Origin of the sequence: Xenorhabdus sp. KK7.4, from assembly GCF_963876465.1 — a bacterium.
Classification (GTDB): Bacteria; Pseudomonadota; Gammaproteobacteria; order Enterobacterales; family Enterobacteriaceae; genus Xenorhabdus; species Xenorhabdus stockiae.
This window is the reverse complement of the sequence record NZ_CAWNQF010000001.1, coordinates 449984-470196: the sequence shown is the minus strand read 5'-3', so window position 1 is coordinate 470196 and position 20213 is coordinate 449984. Positions and strand designations below refer to the sequence as shown.

Here is a 20213-nt window from a genome sequence, read left to right as displayed (position 1 = left end):
CTTGAAAATTTTTCTAAGGATTCATATGAGCACATTACTTGAATTAACCGAAGAGAATTTTGACAGTGTTGTCAGTGCCAAAGGGGTCAGTGTTGTCAGATTCTGGGCACCGTGGTGTGAGCCGTGTCGCATGGTTGCGCCGACGTTTAAGCAGTTATCAATTGATATGAAAGATAAGGCCACTTTCGGCGAAATTGATATTGAACGGTTTAATACTATCGCTATGAAGTATGGTATCCGTGGTATACCCACGACATACATTTATAAAGATGAGAAACCTGTTGATTCTATAGTTGGGGTCGCTTCATTATCACAATTTAAGAATATGGTTTCTCGAAATCTATAGTTCAGGTTTCCGGTTTACACGATGAATGCTATCGAATCGCTAAACAATGTCATTCGGTATGCTATCAAGAAACGCAAAATCTTCCCGTCCGATGATTCGGTGAAAAAGCTGATCTGGTTGGCGATTCAAGCCGCGTCTAAAAAATGGACCCTGCCTATCCAAGATTGGCGTCTTGCGATGAGTCGTTTTATGATTGAATTTAGTGACCGTCTAGACGGTCACGTTTAAACGAAAATGGCGATTACACAAAATATTAAACAAGGTCATACAGCTTGAAATCTACCAAATGCATAGGCTAATTATCTATTCTGAACAAATCACTAATCTTATCGACTGTTACTATCTCTTTCCGTATAGTGTCCGCAATTTTCATACTACTTGCCTGCAAGGTGACTTAATGAATATCAGCTTGATTGCTGCAATGGCGATAGATCGCGTTATTGGTCTGGACAATGCTATGCCGTGGACTGTTCCGGGTGATTTAGCCTGGTTTAAGCGTAATACACTCGGAAAGCCGGTTGTGATGGGAAGAGTAACCTATGAATCGATTGGTCGACCTTTACCGGGCCGTCTGAACATTATCATCAGCCGTCAGCCAGGCAGCGATGATCGTGTAACCTGGGTCAGTTCTATCGAAGAAGCTCTGGCTGCGGCAGATGATGTCGAAGAAATCATGGTGATAGGCGGTGGTAAAATTTATGAACAATTTATTCCTCTGGCCCGTCGCATGTATCTGACTCATATTGACGCCGAAGTGATCGGGGATACCCATTTTCCTGATTATGAACCCGATGAGTGGAACTCGGTTTTTACTGAATATCACGATGCCGATGAGCGCAATTCACACAGCTACTGTTTTGAAATTCTGGAAAGACGGCAGTAATTATTTTTCTCTGTCAGGTACGAGAAATGGAGTGTCAGACGACCCTCCATTAAAAATTACGAATCTGAATCATCTGACTGAGTAGCAAATGCAGGCTGACTGAAATATTGTTTATCTTCCCAACGTAAAAGCGTCAACTCTCCACCCCAGCAACAGCCTGTATCCAAAGCATAAATATCAGCAGGCGTTCCTCGCCCTTCCAGTGCTGCCCAGTGACCAAATGCAATGGAATAATCTTCAGGAATTTTTCGCGGGAGTTCAAACCACGGTTTTAGTGGCGCGGGCGCATTTTCGGGCTTGGATTTGCAAATCATATCCAGCTGACCATTCGGAAAACAGTAACGCATTCGTGTCAGTACGTTGGTGCTATAACGCAGTCGTGACAGCCCGCTTAATTTTGGTGACCAGCTATTGGGCATATCACCATACATCGCATTGAGAAACAGGGGATAACTGTCACTGCGCAGGATTGCTTCCACTTCGTCGGCACATATTCTGGCTGTTTCCAGATCCCATTGTGGAGTCAGTCCTGCATGAGCCATGACCAGTTTCAGTTCATCATCGATCTGTAATACCGGTTGTTTTCTCAGCCAATTAATCAGCTCATCGACATCAGGAGCAGTAAGCAACTCATCCAACTGGTCTTTAGGTTTATTACGGCTGATTTTGTTATACACAGCCAGTAAATGCAGGTCATGATTGCCCAGAACCAGCCTGACGGCGGACCCCAGTTGCTTAACATAGCGCAGAACCGCCAGAGAATCAGGGCCGCGGGCGACTAAATCACCTGTCAGCCACAATGTATCTCTGTCGGGATCAAAATCAACCTGTTGTAAGAGTGCAACCAGCTCGCGGTAGCAGCCGTGAATATCGCCGATAAGGTATGTAGCCATAGTTAATTTATCAGTGTTGGGATAGCCAGTCGGAATACCGGAATAGCAACCCGGAATGGATTGCCAAGATGATCAATCATCTCATAATGGCCTTCCATTGTTCCCAAAGGTGTTTCCAGAACAGCCCCGCTACTGTAGCGATATTCCGTTCCGGGCGGGATCACTGGCTGCTCTCCCACCACGCCTTCGCCATGAACTTCTGTCTGATGGCCGTTACTGTTGGTTATACGCCAGTAACGGCTGATGAGTTGCACGGGGGAATGCCCAAGATTACGAATTAATATTGTGTAAGAAAACACAAAACGTAGCCGGTCCGGTTCTGACTGGCTTTCTACGTAAGCGCTTTGAACTTGAATATGAACTCTTGGTTCGTTGAGCATAAATGCCTCCTTTTACTGCAACGTATGTCCGTTATCAGACAGTTTCAGATTGAGACGATAACCAGTTTGCCATTTTACAGTATTGCTCGACTGAAATATTTTCAGCACGTGTGCCCGGATCAACACCCAAATCAGAGAGTTGTTCAGGAGAAAATAGGTCACTTAGGCTATTGCGGATAGTTTTGCGACGTTGATTAAATGCTTGTGTCGTGATCCTTGCCAACATGCGGATATCCTGCACAGGATGAGGTATCGACTTATAAGGCATGGCCTTATGAGGAATTAATCGCACGATAGCTGAATCGACTTTCGGTGCCGGGGTAAACGCGGTCGGCGGTACTTCCAGTACTGGCATAACATGGCAATAATATTGCGCCATTACACTCAAACGCCCGTAGGCTTTACTGCCCGGCCCGGCTACAAGACGATTGACGACTTCTTTCTGCAACATAAAGTTCATATCCGCGACAGCATCGGTGAAGCTGAACAGGTGAAACATTAATGGTGTAGAGATGTTATACGGCAGATTACCGAATACACGCAGAGGTTGCCCCAGTTCTTTGGCGATCTCACCAAAATCAACGGTCATGGCATCCTGCTGAATAATAGTCAGCTTATCTTTCAGTTTCGGGTGGACCTGCAAGCGAGCGGCCAAATCACGGTCAAGTTCGACGACCGTCATTTTATCCAGACGCGCTGCAACGGGTTCGGTCAGTGCCGCCAGACCCGGCCCGATTTCCACCATAGCCTGCCCAGGCTGTGGGTTCATAGCATCAACAATGCTATCAATGACATACTGGTCGGTTAAGAAATTTTGCCCGAAGCGTTTACGGGCATGGTGCCCTTGGTGGACTTTATTATTCATTACTGTTTTGTATCATTTTAATTGCGAGATTCAATGCGGTGATAAAACTTCCCACATCAGCTTGACCTGTCCCTGCCAGCTCCAGTGCGGTGCCATGATCGACAGAGGTTCGGATGAATGGCAGCCCCAGCGTGATATTCACCGCTCTGCCAAAACCCTGGTATTTTAGCACGGGCAGCCCTTGATCGTGATACATAGAAAGCACCGCATCGGCATGATCCAGATATTTTGGCTGAAATAGCGTATCAGCCGCTAATGGTCCTTCCAGCCAGATGCCTTCGGCTCTGAGGCTTTCCAATGCCGGAATAATCACATCTATCTCTTCACGCCCCATATGGCCGTTCTCACCTGCATGAGGGTTAAGACCACAAACATAGATATGAGGGCGAGGGATGCCAAATTTGGTTTTCAGGTCATGATTAAGAATAGTGACCACTTCCCGCAGAGAATCAAAAGTTATCGCTTTGGGAACATCCAGAATCGGTAAATGGGTTGTTGCCAGAGCGACCCGTAATTCTTCTGTTGCCAGCATCATCACGACGCGTGAACACTGGCTATGGTCAGCAAAAAACTCAGTATGGCCGGTGAAGGCGATCCCGGCATCATTGATAACCCCTTTATGTACAGGGCCTGTTACCAGTGCCGAAAACTCACCTCTTAAACAACCATCGCAGGCTTTAGCCAGAGTTTCTGTTACATAAGTACCATTCTCCCGGTTTAATTCCCCCGCGACAGCCGGAGTATGGAGAGAAACGGGGAGAATACTCAGTGTTCCGGCGGCCTGTGAGTCAGATAAATGTTCCGGGGAGTAAGGCTGCAATTGCAAGGGCAGGTTCAGTTGCCGTGCACGGGAGAGCATGAGTTCAGGATCGGCACAGACAACTAATTGGACGGGCCACTCAGATTGGGCGAGGGCAATGACTAAATCCGGGCCAACCCCGGCTGGTTCGCCGGGGGTGATAATGATGGGTTTATTTTGCATCGTTGCCATCTAAAATTTTCACATAAGCAGAGGCGCGTAATTCCTGCATCCAGGTTTGCGCTTCTTCATTAAATTTACGGGTAAACAGCAGCTTGTAAGCACGATCTTTCTGTGCTGCATCGGTTTTGTCGACTTTGCGGGTATCAAGCAACTGGATAAGATGCCATCCGAAAGCGGAGTGAATAGGCTGGCTGATTTCGCCTTTTTTCAGTTTAACCAGAGCATCACGGAAAGCAGGATCATAAGCACTTGGCACATTCCAGCCCAGTTCACCGCCACGCATGGCAGAACCCGGATCTTCAGAATACTCTTTTGCTGCTTGCTCGAATGTCGTTTTACCACTCAAAATTTCTTCCCGGAGCTGTCTTAATTTGTCACGGGCCTGATCATCAGTCATCACTGGTGATGCTTTTAGCAGAATATGGCGGGCATTGACTTCGGTGACGGCAACAGGCGCATTACCGCCACGGATATCATTCACTTTCAGAATATGGAAGCCGACACCGGAACGGATTGGGCCGATAACCTGCCCTTTCTGAGCCGACTGAAGTTGTTCAGCAAATAATGATGGCAGTTCCTGTAACCGGTTCCAGCCCATGTTGCCGCCTTTTAAGGCTTGTGTATCGCTGGAATAAGCAATTGCCAGTTTCCCAAAATCCCCGCCTTTTTTAAGATCAGACAAAATCTTGTTTACCGTAACTTCTGCTTTCTCGACCTGAGCGTGGGTCGGATTCTCAGGCAGAGGGATCAAAATCTGACTAACGTTCAGTTCAGTATTCTGATCATTATGGCTACTGAGTTGATTAACTAAAGAATCAACTTCTTGGGGTAGAATAGAAATGCGACGACGGACTTCGTTGTTACGCACTTCAGCAATCAGCATTTCTTTGCGGATTTGATTACGATAGGTATCGAAACTCATACCCTCCGCAGCCAGACTTTGCTTCATCTGAGCAAGGCTCATATGGTTCTGTGCCGCAATGTTTTCAATGGTTGAATTCACATCCGCATCAGGAATAGTAAGCTGCATCTGCTTTGCCATTTGCAGGACGATATCATCCATAATCAGACGCTCAAGAATTTGGTGGCGCAATGTCTTTTCATCCGGAATCTGCTGACCAGACAGTCTTGCGTTATTCTTAACGGACTCTAAGAGATTGTTGACGTCACTTTCCAGCACAACATCATTATTAACAATGGCAGCGACCTTATTGATTTCCTGTGGTGCTGCTATGGCAGTGTTCATTGCAAACATCAACCCGAGAATGAGCGTTCTCCAGTTCTTCATATGTTTCCCATCATATCAATCCCGCCTTACAGCGGGGTTATTGTGTTTACATTTTGTTTATTGGTATCAGAAGGCACGCTGGTAAGGCAAAATACTTTGCTGAAGCATCTTCTGGCTACCCAAACTATGATTGTTACTTAAGCCACGGAGTTCAATATTGAGTGACCATTTATTATCATATTCACTCTGGTTGTCCTTCCAGCTGACTATCTTACGCTCGTAACCGACATTCACAGCCCAACAACAGGTACTATACTGCATACCGAGCATCTTACTGGCGGGTTGTTTCTCTTTGGCATCGTAGTAATATGCGCCGACGACCGCCCAGCGATCAGTCAACGGCCAGCTTCCTATCACACCTACCTGAGAAATACCCTGCTGATATGCAGGCGCGTTTCTGAGGGTAGCCCGAATATAGTCACGATTAACAAAGCGATAATTCAGCTGTATCAGGCGGTCAGCATCACGGCGGTATTCCACGACTGAATTCCCCATTGAAACCTGGCTCAGACGGGTATCATACTGCACCCCACCTTTAAAGCCCCAGGATGAGTTGATGTTCCATTCAACATCACTGGCCCAGGTTGTAGAACCCGTTCTTCTGTTATTACTGGCATCAATCGGACTCTGTGTCTGCCCGGAAGAACCCACATCCTTAACACGTGGTGCCTCAAAGTAATAAATTTGACCTATAGAGAAACTAAAACGTTCAACTAAATCTTCATCATAGATACGGGTGGTGATACCACTCGTGAACTGGTTGGCTGATGAAATGCGATCCAGACCACTGTAAAACCGATCACGGAACAAGCCAGTATAATTGGCGTGCAGCAGGGAGGAATCGTAGTCGTAAATATTATTCTGATTCCTATAAGGAACATAAAGATACTGGACCCGAGGTTCCAGTGTCTGCGTAAAACCGGGCTTAAAGTACATAGCACGTTCAAATACCATTTGTGCATCTGATTTAAACTGTGGCAGAACGCGATTAACTGATTTCTCCAAATCAGAGGTCTTTTGCGCCGCAGGAATATCTTGTTGGTAGTGGGTTGCCATCAACTTAACTTCATTGTTGAGGCTGGCCCAGCCATTGGAGAGTGGCAGGTTGATGGAAGGCTCTACATGCCAGCGGGTTGCATTCGGCTGCTCCTTACCAACGCTGGTAAATTTGGCAAATTGCGCATAGGTGCGGAAATCAAATGGCCCCAGATCATTTTTATAGTAATTCAGATCTAGCTGAGGGGTAGCCCGGTATGCTTTTCTGGTATCGCTGGCGGTAAAGATCTGGAATTGCTTGGTAGTTAACGTTGCATTCCAGTTCTGTTGCGCATAGCCGATACTGAATTTTTGCGTGGCATAACCATCAGTGCTGGTGCCGTACTGAGAGCTGTAATCCGTAAAATAGTGTGGATCACTGACTTTGGTATAATCAGCACTGAAGCGCCAGACCTGATTCATCACTCCACCGTGGTTCAGGTAGAATAACCAGCGGCTGTTGCTATCCCGTTCAGGTCTGAGATTAAAATCTTTATCTTCTGCATACAGGCGGTCTTTCTTGATCCAATCGAATGCCACGGTGCCTGAGCCAGCTTTCGTTAAGTAACGGAACTCGTTATCGAGCTTCAGACCGCGTTTGCTGATCAAATGTGGTGTGATGGTCGCATCGTAGTTGGCAGCAATATTCCAGTAATAAGGCAGAATGAACTGAATACCATCTTTATTGGAAAAACTGGCATTAGGGATCAAAAAACCAGAGCGGCGTCTATCGCCAATCGGTAGTTGCAGGTAGGGAGTATAAAACACGGGAACATTTGCGACCCTGAAACGGGCGTTCCAAATCTCAGCCACTTCTTCCTGACGATCCAGAATGACTTCTGAACCGATAACGCTCCAGCTATCGTTACCCGGCAGACAGGAAGTAAACACGCCATTATCTAAAATGGTATAGCGGTTCTCACCACGCAGCATCATTTTATCTGCGCTACCGCGTCCCTGGCGACCTACCATCTGGTACTTCCCTTGTTCCACATCGGTATCTTTTGTGGTTAAGTTAGCCCAGGCGCGTGGCCCTTTCAGAATTATCTGGGGATCATCATATCTGACATTCCCGGCTGCATGGATAGTCCGCACCGGGTCTTTAGCTTCAGTCTGCTCGAATCTGACTCTGTCGGCAGTCAGTGTTTTATTTCCTTGTTGGATATCGACATTACCGACAAACTCTACAGCAGTAGGGTATTCACCATGGGTGTCATCAGACTGAATTTTAATCGGCAGTGTGTTGGGATCCCCGGTAATAATGGGTTTGTCGTAGACAGGGACACCCAGCATACATTGTGCTGCAAGGTCAGCGTGTGCCTGCTGACTGTAAAGTGCTGCCCATACCATCGTGGCCAGCAAAGTGGGATAACATTTATTCATAGATGCTTATGCGGTTCCATCATGAGTGGCATCATGCCGACAAACGCTGAGAGACTAACGCACTTGATAGATATGCGCCAGAGTAAAGTTAAATTTCACTAATCATGCTGTTAGGCACAGAGCTTAATGGATAGTATGATAATGATGAATAGTATGATAATGCAAAATTTCACTCAGGGCATTGAGGAATTAGAGAGTATATGCAGTATTGGGGAAAATTATTAGGGTTAATATTTGGTATTGCATCTGGTGCCGGGTTCTGGGGCATTGTTGTGGGTGTTCTGCTGGGCCATATCCTTGATAAAGTCAGGATACGGAATCAGGGAACCCCTGCGAAAAACCCATCGCGGCAGGCACTGTTTTTCCGCAGTACCTTTCAGGTATTGGGCCATTTGACCAAGTCAAAAGGACGGGTCACTGAAACGGATATCCAACTGGCCAGCCAGCTTATGGATCGAATGCGCCTGCATGGTGACGCCCGTCTTGCTGCACAGCAGGCATTTCGCGAGGGTAAACGCCCTGAGTTTCCATTACGTGAGACATTAAAACAGCTTCGTCGGGCCTGTTTCGGGCGCTTTGATCTGATCAGAATGTTTCTCGAAATTCAGCTTCAGGCTGCATTTGCTGATGGCGAACTTCATCCCAATGAAAGAAAAGTGCTGTTTGTGATTGCTGAAGAACTGGGAATTTCCCGTATGCAGTTCGAGCAGTTTCTGGCGATGATGGAAGGCGGTCGTCATTTTGGCGGGCAATATCAGCAGAATGGTCATTATCAGGGAGCCGCCCAACAGCGTGCGACGCTGGAAGATGCCTGTAAGGTACTGGGGGTCAGCCAGAATGATGATGCCACAACCATTAAGCGGGCTTATCGGAAGCTGATGAGTGAGCACCATCCCGATAAGCTGGTGGCAAAAGGTTTACCACCAGAAATGATGGAGCTTGCCAAACAAAAGGCACAGTCCATTCAGGCCGCTTATGATCTGATCAAGAAAGAGAAAGGCTTTAAATAGCCGTTGTCAGAAAGAAGTTAACGGCAATTAAAAGTCGGCGATACATTCAAAATGCATCGGAGAACCATAAGCCGGATGAGTGATAGACAGCTCCTGTGCGTGTAATTGCAGGCGAGGAGCTAACTCTTTTGCCTGTTGATGCGCATAGAACCGATCACCCAGAATGGGATAGCCAAGTGCCAGCATATGTACACGAAGCTGATGGGAACGACCGGTGATAGGCGCGAGCCTGACGCGGGTTGCCTGTGCTTCATATTCAAGTACCTGATATTCGGTCTGTGCCGATTTTCCCGTCTCAAAGCAGACTTTTTGTTTCGGGCGATTCGGCCAGTCGCAGATTAACGGTAAATCAACCAGCCCTTCTTCCGGTTCTAATTTCCCCCAGACACGCGCGATATAGACTTTTTTCGGTTCACGCTCACGAAATTGTCGCTTGAGCTCACGTTCGGCCGCTTTGGTCAGTGCGACCACCATGATACCACTGGTCGCCATATCCAGCCGATGAACAGATTCGGCAGAGGGAAATTCGGCCTGTACCCGGGTCATGATACTGTCTTTATGTTCCTCAGCTTTTCCCGGAACAGAAAGCAATCCGCTGGGTTTATTGACAACCATAATGTGCTCATCCTGATAAAGCACATGTAACCAGGGGTCAGTCGGGGGATTATAAAACTCCAGCATAGTCGCTCCAATGGGTTTGGAAAATTGGGTTGGAAAAAATAACGGGGCGCATTCTAACAGCATATCGATGGGATAAAACAGAGGGGCACCTCGTTATGGATGCCCCTTATGACAGAATAACTATTCTTTATTGGTGAGAGACAACGACCAGACGAATTGCATCCAGACGCCAGTTTGCCTGATCCAGATTCAGCAACAGATGCTTATGCTCGGATTCAATGGCTTCCAGTTCATCATCACGGATATTCGGGTTGACCGCTTTCAGGGCTTCCAGACGTGACAACTCAGCGGACAGGACTTCATCAGCTTCTTTTTTCGCTTTCTCAATTAATTCGCGCGCCTGTTGTTCAACCAGAGGTTCAGATTGCTGCAAAACAGCATGGACTTCTTTTTGAACCGCGTTAACCAGCTTGCTGGCATTATGGCGGTTGATGGCATTCAACTGACGGTTAAAACTTTCAAACTCCACCTGAGGTGCCAGATTAGTACCTTTCAGATCCATCAATAAGCGCAACGGTGTCGGAGGCAGGAAGCGGGTTAATTGCAGGTGTTTCGGTGCCTGAGCCTCAACAACATAAACTAACTCAACTAACAGCGTGCCAACCGGCAGTGCTTTGTTTTTCAGAATAGAAACTGCACAGCTTCCGGTATCGCCTGACAGGACAAGATCCAGACCATTACGGATAATCGGATGCTCCCAGCTCAGGAACTGAGTATCCTCGCGGGATAAGGCTTTTTCACGATCGAATGTAACAGAACAGCCATCCTGTGGCAGACCCGGGAAGTCAGGCACCAGCATGTGTTCAGACGGGTTGAGAATAATAATGTTATCGTTGCGATCTTCCTGATTGATACCAATGATATCGAACAGGTTCAGGGCAAAATTCACCAAATCAGTATTATTATCCTGCCCGGCAATGGTTTCAGCCAGAATCTGCCCTTGCTCACCACCGTTAGAATTCATTTCCAGCAGACGGTCACGGCCTTGCTCCAGCTGTTGTTTGAGCTGTTCGTGATGCGTACGGCACTCGGAGATAAACTCGCAGAAGCCCGTTTGTTCGTTAGGCTTGGCAAGGAAATTCAGCAGCGTTTCATAGTACTTATCATAAATAGGGCGACCTGTCGGGCAGGTATGTTCGAATGCATCCAGACCTTCGTGATACCAGCGCAGCAGGACAGATTGTGCGGTACTTTCCAGATAAGGCACACTGATCGTGATATTGCGGTTCTGACCGATACGATCCAGACGACCGATACGCTGTTCCAGCAAATCAGGATTGAAAGGCAGATCGAACATAACGAGCTGATTGGCGAACTGGAAGTTGCGTCCTTCGGAACCAATTTCAGAACACAGAAGCACCTGCGCGCCTTCTTCTTCGGAAGCGAAATAAGCCGCTGCACGGTCACGCTCCAGCAGGGAAAGCCCTTCATGGAATACCGCGCTGCGGATCCCTTCGCGTTCACGCAGAACCTGCTCCAGTTGCAGGGCAGTCTCTGCTTTAGCACAGATCACCAGCACTTTTTCATCGCGGTTTGCCAGCAGGAAGCCAAGCAGCCATTCAACACGGGGGTCAAAGTTCCACCATGTTGCATTTTCGCCTTCAAACTCCTGATAAATCCGCTCAGGGTAGAGCATATCTTTTGCACGTGCTTCCACCGTTTTTTTCGCGCCCATAATTTCAGACACTTTGATAGCAGTCTGATACTGGGATGGCAGTGGCAGCTTAATTTCATGCAGTTCGCGGTGAGGGAAACCTTTTACACCACCACGGGTATTACGGAACAGCAACCGGCTGGTACCGTGGCGATCCATCAGCATCGCAACTAATTCACGGCGGGCGTTTTCACTCTCTTCTTCCTTATTGCTATTCGCCGCTTTCAGCAGAGGTTCAATATCCTGTTCGCTGATCAGCTCAACAATCAGGTTTTGCTGGTCATTGCTCAGCGTTTCACCGGACAGCAGTAACGTTACTGCATCAGCAACCGGGCGGTATTTCTGCTGTTCTTCAATGAAAGCCTGATAATCGTGGAAACGATTTGGATCAAGAAGACGCAGACGGGCAAAGTGGCTTTCCTGCCCTAGCTGTTCTGGTGTCGCTGTCAGCAGCAGAACAGACGGGATTTGTTCTGCCAGTTGCTCGATAACCTGATATTCGCGGCTTGGCGCTTTTTCACTCCATTCCAGATGGTGTGCTTCATCCACGACCATCAAATCCCAGCCCGCTTCCAGCAAATGCTCAAAACGCTGTTTATTACGGCGAACAAAATCCAGCGAACAGATAACTAACTGCTCTGTTTCAAATGGATTATCGCTGTCATGCTGGGCTTCGGAATAACGGCCATCATCAAACAGAGAGAAGCGCAGGTTAAAGCGGCGCAGCATTTCCACCAGCCACTGATGCTGGAGACTGTCTGGCACAATAACCAGCACACGTTCGGCACGACCAGCCATCAGTTGTTGATGGATAATCATACCGGCTTCAATGGTCTTACCCAGACCAACTTCATCCGCCAGTAATACGCGCGGTGCATGGCGCTTACCGACTTCATTAGCGATATGTAACTGGTGGGGGATCAAACTAGCACGAATACCGCGCAGACCACTTTCTGCCAGACGAAATTGTTCACTTTGATGCTTACGAGCGCGGAAACGCAGGGCAAAGCGATCCATGCGATCAATCTGGCCGGCAAACAGGCGATCCTGTGGCTTATTGAATGTCAGCTTACTATCCAGAAATACTTCCCGCAGGATGACATTTTCTTCTTCAGTATCTAAACGAGTACCGATGTAGTTCAGCAGGCCATTCTCTTGTTGAACTTCATCGACCTTGAGTTTCCAGCCTTCGTGACTGGTCACGGTATCGCCCGCATTAAACATAACTCGGGTGATCGGGGAATCATTGCGTGAGTAGAGGCGGTTTTCTCCGCTGGCTGGAAAAAGCAATGTCACCATGCGCGTGTCAAGCGCCACGACTGTACCTAATCCAAGTTCGCTTTCTGTATCGCTTATCCAGCGTTGACCAAGAGTAAATGGCATAAATTTTGGCTCAGTTTTCTGTTAGATAATGTTATTTATGGTTGCAGGGTGGCTGCTTTTGTTGGATATCGATCATCATTGGTTATCGATAGGGTTCGTCTTTATGACTAGTTTTCATGACTAGTTCTGTGACACTTTTCGGGAGTAATTTCCCTTTAAAGGGGCGTTATGTTAATTGAAGCTGAGCAAGTCGTCACCTGCAAAAACATCAATTAATCGAAAGTAAGGTTCATTTGCCCTGTCAGCAGGGTGGTAAAATCATCCTGAAGAAACGGCAGAATGGCATCTGCAATCGGCATAATCTGCTTACTGATATAGTGTTCATAGTCCGGTGGAGAGGTGAGATTTTCCAGCGGCTCAGGCCCGAACTGGGTGATAATGTAACTAATCCAGCCACCACTCTGATACTGTAACGGGCGGTTTTTCTGCTTGTTATACTCATCCGCCAGACGAGCAGCCCTGACATGGGGAGGAACATTACGCTGATAATCAGTGAGATTACGCCGCAGCCGTTTTCGGTAAACCAGACGTTTATCAAACTCACCGGCGAGCGTACTGGCGATATAATTACGTATATAATCCTGATAAGGCTTCTTATAAAAAATAAGGGAATACAGCTCCTGCTGAAATACCTGCGCCAGCGGAGTCCAGTCACTTCTTACCGTTTCCAGCCCCTTAAATACCAATTTATCGCCGCTCAACCCGGCATAACGCTTTTTACTCCCTTCTTCTGCTCCCCTTACCGTCGGCATAAGAAAACGGCGATAGTGGGTTTCAAATTCCAGTTCTAGTGTACTTTCGAGGTTGAATTTTGTCTTGAGGTGATCTTTCCACCACTGGTTGACGTACTGTGCCAGCGAATGACCAATCTGGCTGGCTTCTTTTTCGGAGTGAGGTTTTTTCAGGCAGACAAACGTGGAATCAGTATCACCATAAATTACCTTATAACCTTCTGATTCAATTAATTTTCGTGTCTGATGCATAATCTTGTGGCCGCGTATGGTAATCGATGAGGTCAGGCGCGGATCAAAAAAATGACAACCGGAGGCACCGAGTACGCCATAAAAGGCATTCATGATAATTTTCAGCGCCTGAGCAAGCGGAGCATTGTTTTGCTGCTTTGCTTTATCTCGCTCATGCCAGATGTGAGTAACAATATCTGGCAGGCAGTGCTGAGTGCGGGAAAAAAATGCCTCCCGGAAACCGGGAACAGAATGTTCTTTATCGGGCTGGGCAAGACCTTCCACCATTCCGACCGGATCAATAAGAAAAGTACGGATAATGGAAGGGTAGAGGCTTTTATAGTCCAATACCAGCACGGAATCATACAGACCGGGGGATGAATCCATCACAAAACCACCGGGGCTGTGGTCGGTGAAACTCGTTGGCTGAACAGGAGCCACATAGCCGATTCGGTGCATACGAGGCAGATAAAGATGAGTGAATGCAGCCACTGAGCCTCCGGCACGATCCACCGCTAACCCTGTGACTGTCGCCCGTTCCAGCAAAAATGCCATGAGATTGGTTTTCTCAAAAATCCGGTTGACCAGAATACAGTCCTGCAAATTGTAATGAGCGAGGGCGGGTTTATCTTCCTGAAAGCGGCGATTAATTTCATCCATTCGATCATAAGGGCTATCAATCGCTTTCCCTTCCCCCAATAACTCCTGAGCAACATATTCAAGGCTGAACGAAGGAAAATTCCATGTTGCGGTTTTCAGCGCATCAATACCATCAATGATCAGGCGACCTGCCGCAGAAGCGAAAAAATGCCCGGGTTTAAAACCATGTTCGCGCCATTCCAGTACCCCTTTTCCACGACCAAACCGCAGGGGAATGTTATAGCGTTCAGCATGTTTCTGGAGCACTCTTAAATCAAACTGAATCAGGCTCCAGCCGATAATTGCATCGGGATCGTAAACTTCCAGCCACTCATTGAGTTTCTCCAGCATTTGTGGACGGCTGGCAACATATTCCAGCCTGAAATCCAGTTCCTGTTGTTCACCATTTGCCGCTCCCAGCATAAAGACCGTTTTCTCACCACAGCCAGCTAAGCCGATGGAATAAAGCTCGCCATGCTGACTGGTTTCGATATCCAAAGAAACCCATTTCAGGCTGGGTCGGTAGTCAGGATTGGGTTTCATTTGATAACTCCCGTCGGCCTTTTGGCTAAACCAGACGGGAGCAGTAATAAAACGTTCCATCATAAAGCGATCCGGCGGGCGAATATCGGTTTCGTAAAGGGGAATATCCTGTTCCTTTAACACTTTTTCCAGATGTTGTAGGTGGCGATACTGTGAACAATACAACGCGGAAACAGGCTGGCGGTTAAAATCTTTCAGAGGGAGTTTTTTCAGCTCATAATGGTGCTCCTGAGCCAGCAGTTTTTCCGCTTCAGGCAAATCACATTGGGGTATAAAGGCGACAGCTTTCTGATGAGGAATAGTAATGCGTCGGCTACCTTTATCCGTTGCTAACCAATACACCAACTCAATACCGGATGGCGTATCTTTCCAGTGACGGGACAGGATGAAGCCTTGTTCAGCGTGATTTATCTGCATACTATTTTAGCTTTAAGGTAAAGCTTATTTCTTTTGATTGGTAATGGGATTTAAGTATAGCATTACATGGTTATTTATACAGTTGTTTTTCATTGAACGAATGAGGGATTGATGAATTTTACAAAAATGGGAGACCATAAATTTATGCTCTCCTAAAACACGGACTTTCGTCATCTGGCCTTGGAAGTATTATCTAAAAAATAATTTATCAATAATAAATTGAAACTGTATCATAGATCATCAGGCAACCTAGAAAGATGAGAATAACTCCTGGGATAATCCCTAGAATCAAATGAGATTTATTGGGGGAAAGTTTTTGTACTCTAGAAAATAAAAAGCAATATAACACGTTAAAAAATGTTGCTCCTAAGCAAAACACACTACCGAGAATGAGTATTAGATAATTAGGGCTATCAGATTTTATAAATTGAGGAAAAAATGAAACAAAAAATAATCCCACTTTAGGATTAAGGACACTGATAACAAACCCTCCTAGGAAATCATAGTTTTTTGCACTTTTATTATAACTATTTTTTTCGATGTTTTGAGTAGTCGTTATGGGAGAGGATCGAAGAATATTTCTACCCATCCATATAAGATAAACCGCACCAATGAATTGAATTATTCCGAAGAGTGATGGATTTGATAGAAGTATAGCGGTAACGCCTAGCCATGTAATAAATATATAAAAGTAATAACCTACTGCTAATCCAGCAGCAGATAATGCCGCACTTTTTGTTCCTTTTGTATAATATTTTCCTGTCACATAAACAACATCAGCGCCAGGAATTGAATTGATTGTAAGACTTGCAACCCAAAAAAGCCCCCAGTTAATATCAAGCATATTATTCTCCAAATTTATATGAGAAAAATTTATTTTCAGCCAAAGACTTAACATCTTCAGTAAAGTTTTTACTATAAAATAACGGACTTTCTAGATTTTCATCTACAGGAATACAATCCTGAAAATTGAATTTTGATTTACTATACACAATGAATTTCAAGATGCGTCGCGGCGGCAAGGGAGTAAATCCCCAGGAGCATAGATAACTATGTGACTGGGGTGAACGAGCGCAGCCAACAAAGAGGCAACTTGAAAGACGAAGTGTATATTTAAATAGTCAGACATTAGATCAAAGGCTAATAAATAGGATTCACCTTTGACTGCCCAAATAGAAGGTAATGACCATAATGATTTTATTTTTTTAAATTTTATGATTCTTCCAGTATCAATTCCAGAGTCCACATAATGGATAGTCGCTCCAGCTGCTTTTTCTATCTTTTCTCGCGATCCTACTGTCATAAGTTGTTCAATGGCGTACATCCCTCTTGCATAAGGCAAAATGGCAGAGTGTGCATTGACTATCCTGTCCTGAAAAAATGCCCGTGATCCTTATGCCACTACAAAGAAGTCATGGAGCATATATTACCAATTATATAATTCCCAAAACCCCGGCTTCTGCTACCTCGCCCTTTACCAGTTTCTCCGTAGCGCCGTCATAATAAATTTCACCATCCACAATCAGCAGAGAACGCGGGGCGATTTTAGCGGCATCATCAAGATTATGGGACACCATCAGTAAAGTGAGTTTCCGATCTCTGCATACCTGATCCAGTAATTCCAGCATTTCATTACGTAAGGCAGGGTCAAGGGCTGAAAAAGGCTCATCCAGCAATAAAATGGGCTGCTGACGCACTAAACAGCGCGCCAGTGCCGCACGTTGGCGTTGCCCACCGGAAAGCTGCGCAGGCAGGCGGTTCAGATATTCCGTCAGTGATACCTGCGATGCAATTTGTTGCAGTGTTTGCTGCTGTTGCGCACTTAATTTAAGTCCGGGGTGTAAACCCAGACCGATATTTTGCTCAATGGTTAAATGGGAAAACAGATTATTTTCCTGAAACAGCATGGATACCGGGCGATTGGAAGGGGATGTATTGGTATGATTGTCCCCATTCAGCCGGATATCACCGCGTTCTGCGAACTGAAATCCTGCGATTAAACTTAATAATGTACTTTTACCCGCCCCACTCGGGCCGAGGATAGCAATGCGCCCGCCCGCCTCAATACTGACGTTGAAATGCATGGAAATTTGTTCATAGGTATAAGTCACATTTTCAAGTTTAATCATGGCGTCGGCCCGGTAAGCGTTCAAGCACGCTGAACAAAATAAAACAGAGGAACAAAAGCAGGAAAGCAGTTACTGCGCCATCCTGACTGCGGTATGCCCCGATTTGCTGATAGAGATAGAAAGGCAGGGTACGGAAATTTTCGTCACCAAATAACGCCACAATGCCAAAATCCCCGATTGACAGCACACTGGCAAAAGCCAGTGCCTGTGCCAGCGGGATTTTCAGGGCCTTAAGCTCTATCCAGCGCAGGCGATTGTATCCCTTAATATTCAGGGAGTGGCATAACGGGTTGTAGCGCACTGCCAGATCGCGCATTGGGTTATCCAGTACTTTTAATGCATAGGGAATTGCTATTAAGGCATTGGTCAGGATAACCAGTCCGTAAGGAGAATCGGGTAACCCGATGGTATTATTCAGTAAAATGAAAAAGCCAGTTGCAAGCACAATACCCGGCATCGCCAGAATCAGTAAGCCACTGCTTTCCAGAGCCTGTCCCCAGCGCGATAAATGACGCAGGTATAATTCGCGGCTGCTCCATAACAGCATCATCGTCAGGAAGATACACAATAACCCCGCTCCCAGTGCGATAACAATGGAAGTTGTGAACGCCTGCCATAATTCGGGTTTACTGAGAACATCTAACACTGCGCTGTTCAGCCCATCCATGATGACAGCCAGTAATGGCGGGAGCAAAAGCAGTAATGCAAGAGTGATAAGCAATCCGTCACATAACTTTTTCGACCAGGAATCCTGTGGGTTACGCCATTGTTGCTGATGCCCATAACCGACCGAAAGTATGCCTTTGAGTTTTTGGCTCAGTAACACCAGACCAAGACAGCAAAAGAGCTGGATAAGCGCGAGCAGAGCAGCCTGACCCAGATCGTAGTCATACTTGATAGCCTGATAAATAGAGAGCTCAATCGTAGTTGCAGAAGGGCCGCCGCCTAATGTCAGTACGGTGGCAAAGCTGGCGAAGCACAGCATGAAAATCAGTGCGCCTGTTGGCAAAATCTGGCGGCGCAGGTAAGGCCATTCGACAAAACGAAAATGTTGCCACTCATTCATACCAAGCTGAGCTGCAAGCTGCCGTTGTTCTATTGCAATATTTTCCAGTGACTGGAGTAATAAGCGCGTAGCCATCGGCATATTGAAGAAAATATGTGCCAGTAAAATACCCTGAAGACCATAAGGCGTGAAATGGTATTCAATTCCTATCCACTGGCAAAGACTGGCCAGCCAGCCAACACGTCCGTAAACAGTCAGTATGCCAAACAGAGCGACTAAAACCGGCAGAACCAGCGTCATGGCACACAGGCGTAGGAAAAGCGTTCTGCCCGGAAAACGGCGGCGATAGAGCGCTCTGGCCAGAAATATGGCGGGTATCACCGAGAATAAGGCGGATAAAAATGCCTGCCAGAAAGTAAAACGAATCACATGCCATAAATAGCTGTCATTCAGAAAGACCTGCCAGTGACTTTCAGGCGCATAAAACATTTCCGGCGCATAAAATAATAGTACGCCAAAAGCGGAAAGCGCAATGAGGAGCAACAGGCCGGAGGCAATCACCCCCGGCAATAACCAACCCGCGATTAACGGCTTACAGCACTTTGCCATGTACGGATCCATTGTGTACGGTGTTTTGCTACTTCATCTGCGTTGAATTGCAGTGATTTCTCTGGTACAGGCAGTTGTTTGAACACTTCTGGCAGAGGAATATCAGTAACAGGATACATCCACTGCGTGGTCGGAAGAACTTGCTGGAATGCTGGGGAGAGCATGAATTGCATGAATTTCTGAGCCAGTTCAGGCTGCTTGCTTGAAGCCAGCTGTGCAGCAACTTCAACCTGTAAATAGTGCCCCTCATCGAATATGGCTGCGGCGTAATTATCCTTTTTCTCAGACATGATGTGATAGCCCGGTGAGGTGGTATAACTGAGCACCATATCGCCTTCTCCTTTCAGGAATAACCCGTAAGCCTCACTCCAGCCTTTAGTTACCGTCAGCGTTTTTTTGGCAATGTTCTGCCACTCTTGTGCGGCCTTATCACCATAGAGTTCCTGTATCCAGAGTAAAAAGCCTAAGCCGGGGGTACTGGTGCGCGGGTCCTGATAAATAATCTTCCAGTTCTGCTGGCTGTTAATGAGTTCAGCCATGCTTTTTGGGGGATTAGGCAGGGTGTTTTTATTGTAAATAAAAGCAAAATAACCGTAATCGTAGGGAATAAAAGTACTGTTATTCCATGTGAAAGGCAGTTTTAATTTTGTGGTATCAATGCTGACAGGAGTGAATAACCCTGTCTGTTGGGCAGACTGAATCAGGTTATTATCTAAACCCAGCACGATATCAGCCTGAGTTTTTTTACCTTCCATTCTTATACGGTTCAGTAAAGAAACACCATCTTCCAGCGCAACGAGTTTTAATTCACAGTCACACTCGGATTCAAAAGCTTTTTTAATAGCCGGGCCTGCTCCCCACTCGGAGGCAAACGAATCATAAGTATAAACAGTCAGCGTAGGCTTAGCCTGTGCAGCCTGAGCAAAGGCACATGCTGAAACCGATAATGCACTGATTGCGATAAACCGGGAAAATAAACGCTTAAACACTTTGCTCTCCTGTCGTTATTAATAGTAATTGTTAATAGTGGTTATTAATAATCGTTATTAGCACTCATAATTAAATAAGTGACCAGCAGATTGGTAAAGGATTTGAGAAAGTGTCTGATAAAATGACTGCTATATA

Annotated in this window: 17 protein-coding genes and 1 pseudogene; 4 read left to right on the top strand and 14 right to left on the bottom strand. The window is 46.3% G+C overall.

Going from position 1 to position 20213, the window contains the following annotated elements; translation table 11 throughout:
- The first annotated feature begins 25 nt into the window (after positions 1-25).
- From AACS90_RS02085 to folA, 3 genes and pseudogenes are all read left to right on the top strand, one after another.
- Positions 26-346 carry a thioredoxin family protein gene (locus tag AACS90_RS02085; RefSeq protein WP_099120159.1) on the top strand — a complete coding sequence of 107 codons (321 nt, stop codon included), beginning with the start codon at positions 26-28 and terminating at the stop codon, positions 344-346.
- Between the two features lie 12 nt (positions 347-358).
- Positions 359-574, top strand: a pseudogene (locus AACS90_RS02080) (transposase); the annotation flags it as partial.
- A gap of 169 nt (positions 575-743) precedes the next feature.
- Entirely contained in the window at positions 744-1229 is a 486-nt protein-coding gene (gene folA, locus AACS90_RS02075) for a type 3 dihydrofolate reductase (RefSeq protein WP_099120158.1), read from the top strand.
- A 56-nt stretch (positions 1230-1285) separates the two neighbouring features.
- Here the strand turns inward: folA and apaH are convergent, their stop codons facing one another.
- The 6 genes from apaH to lptD form a co-directional block, all read right to left on the bottom strand.
- Complete coding sequence (gene apaH / locus AACS90_RS02070; protein ID WP_099120157.1) at positions 1286-2122, bottom strand: bis(5'-nucleosyl)-tetraphosphatase (symmetrical) ApaH; 837 nt, start codon at positions 2120-2122, stop codon at positions 1286-1288.
- Positions 2123-2124: 2 nt separating this feature from the next.
- The gene (apaG, locus tag AACS90_RS02065) at positions 2125-2502 is read right to left on the bottom strand and encodes a Co2+/Mg2+ efflux protein ApaG (RefSeq protein WP_099120156.1); all 378 of its coding nucleotides are present in this window, start codon (positions 2500-2502) and stop codon (positions 2125-2127) included.
- A gap of 34 nt (positions 2503-2536) precedes the next feature.
- A complete protein-coding gene (gene rsmA, locus AACS90_RS02060; protein WP_099120155.1) occupies positions 2537-3367 on the bottom strand; it encodes a 16S rRNA (adenine(1518)-N(6)/adenine(1519)-N(6))-dimethyltransferase RsmA in 831 nt (276 codons plus the stop codon).
- Positions 3360-4358: a 4-hydroxythreonine-4-phosphate dehydrogenase PdxA gene (gene pdxA, locus AACS90_RS02055; RefSeq protein ID WP_099120154.1), complete on the bottom strand. Its 999-nt coding sequence runs from the start codon at positions 4356-4358 to the stop codon at positions 3360-3362. Before pdxA ends, rsmA begins: the two co-directional genes overlap by 8 nt.
- Entirely contained in the window at positions 4339-5637 is a 1299-nt protein-coding gene (gene surA, locus AACS90_RS02050) for a peptidylprolyl isomerase SurA (protein ID WP_099120153.1), read from the bottom strand. Before surA ends, pdxA begins: the two co-directional genes overlap by 20 nt.
- Positions 5638-5703: 66 nt before the next feature.
- The gene (lptD, locus tag AACS90_RS02045) at positions 5704-8055 is read right to left on the bottom strand and encodes an LPS assembly protein LptD (RefSeq protein WP_099120152.1); all 2352 of its coding nucleotides are present in this window, start codon (positions 8053-8055) and stop codon (positions 5704-5706) included.
- Positions 8056-8255: 200 nt separating this feature from the next.
- Here lptD and djlA point away from each other — a divergent pair, with 200 nt between their 5' ends.
- Positions 8256-9065 (top strand): co-chaperone DjlA, encoded by an 810-nt coding sequence (djlA, locus tag AACS90_RS02040; protein WP_099108966.1) that lies wholly within the window; start codon positions 8256-8258, stop codon positions 9063-9065.
- A gap of 27 nt (positions 9066-9092) precedes the next feature.
- Here the strand turns inward: djlA and rluA are convergent, their stop codons facing one another.
- From rluA to thiB, 8 genes are all read right to left on the bottom strand, one after another.
- The gene (rluA, locus tag AACS90_RS02035) at positions 9093-9746 is read right to left on the bottom strand and encodes a bifunctional tRNA pseudouridine(32) synthase/23S rRNA pseudouridine(746) synthase RluA (RefSeq protein WP_099120151.1); all 654 of its coding nucleotides are present in this window, start codon (positions 9744-9746) and stop codon (positions 9093-9095) included.
- Positions 9747-9873: 127 nt separating this feature from the next.
- Positions 9874-12783: an RNA polymerase-associated protein RapA gene (gene rapA / locus AACS90_RS02030; RefSeq protein WP_099120150.1), complete on the bottom strand. Its 2910-nt coding sequence runs from the start codon at positions 12781-12783 to the stop codon at positions 9874-9876.
- A gap of 212 nt (positions 12784-12995) precedes the next feature.
- Entirely contained in the window at positions 12996-15338 is a 2343-nt protein-coding gene (locus AACS90_RS02025) for a DNA polymerase II (RefSeq protein ID WP_371635061.1), read from the bottom strand.
- Between the two features lie 214 nt (positions 15339-15552).
- The gene (locus AACS90_RS02020) at positions 15553-16188 is read right to left on the bottom strand and encodes a LysE family translocator (RefSeq protein WP_193757103.1); all 636 of its coding nucleotides are present in this window, start codon (positions 16186-16188) and stop codon (positions 15553-15555) included.
- 156 nt (positions 16189-16344) lie between these two features.
- On the bottom strand, positions 16345-16710 hold the full coding sequence (locus AACS90_RS02015) for a formyltransferase family protein (RefSeq protein WP_153043631.1): 366 nt from the start codon (positions 16708-16710) through the stop codon (positions 16345-16347).
- A 67-nt stretch (positions 16711-16777) separates the two neighbouring features.
- The gene (gene thiQ, locus AACS90_RS02010; protein ID WP_099120146.1) at positions 16778-17473 is read right to left on the bottom strand and encodes a thiamine ABC transporter ATP-binding protein ThiQ; all 696 of its coding nucleotides are present in this window, start codon (positions 17471-17473) and stop codon (positions 16778-16780) included.
- Positions 17466-19088, bottom strand: a complete 1623-nt coding sequence (gene thiP / locus AACS90_RS02005) for a thiamine/thiamine pyrophosphate ABC transporter permease ThiP (protein WP_099120145.1) — start codon at positions 19086-19088, stop codon at positions 17466-17468. Before thiP ends, thiQ begins: the two co-directional genes overlap by 8 nt.
- Positions 19064-20077, bottom strand: a complete 1014-nt coding sequence (thiB, locus tag AACS90_RS02000) for a thiamine ABC transporter substrate binding subunit (protein WP_099120144.1) — start codon at positions 20075-20077, stop codon at positions 19064-19066. Before thiB ends, thiP begins: the two co-directional genes overlap by 25 nt.
- Positions 20078-20213 lie beyond the last annotated feature (136 nt).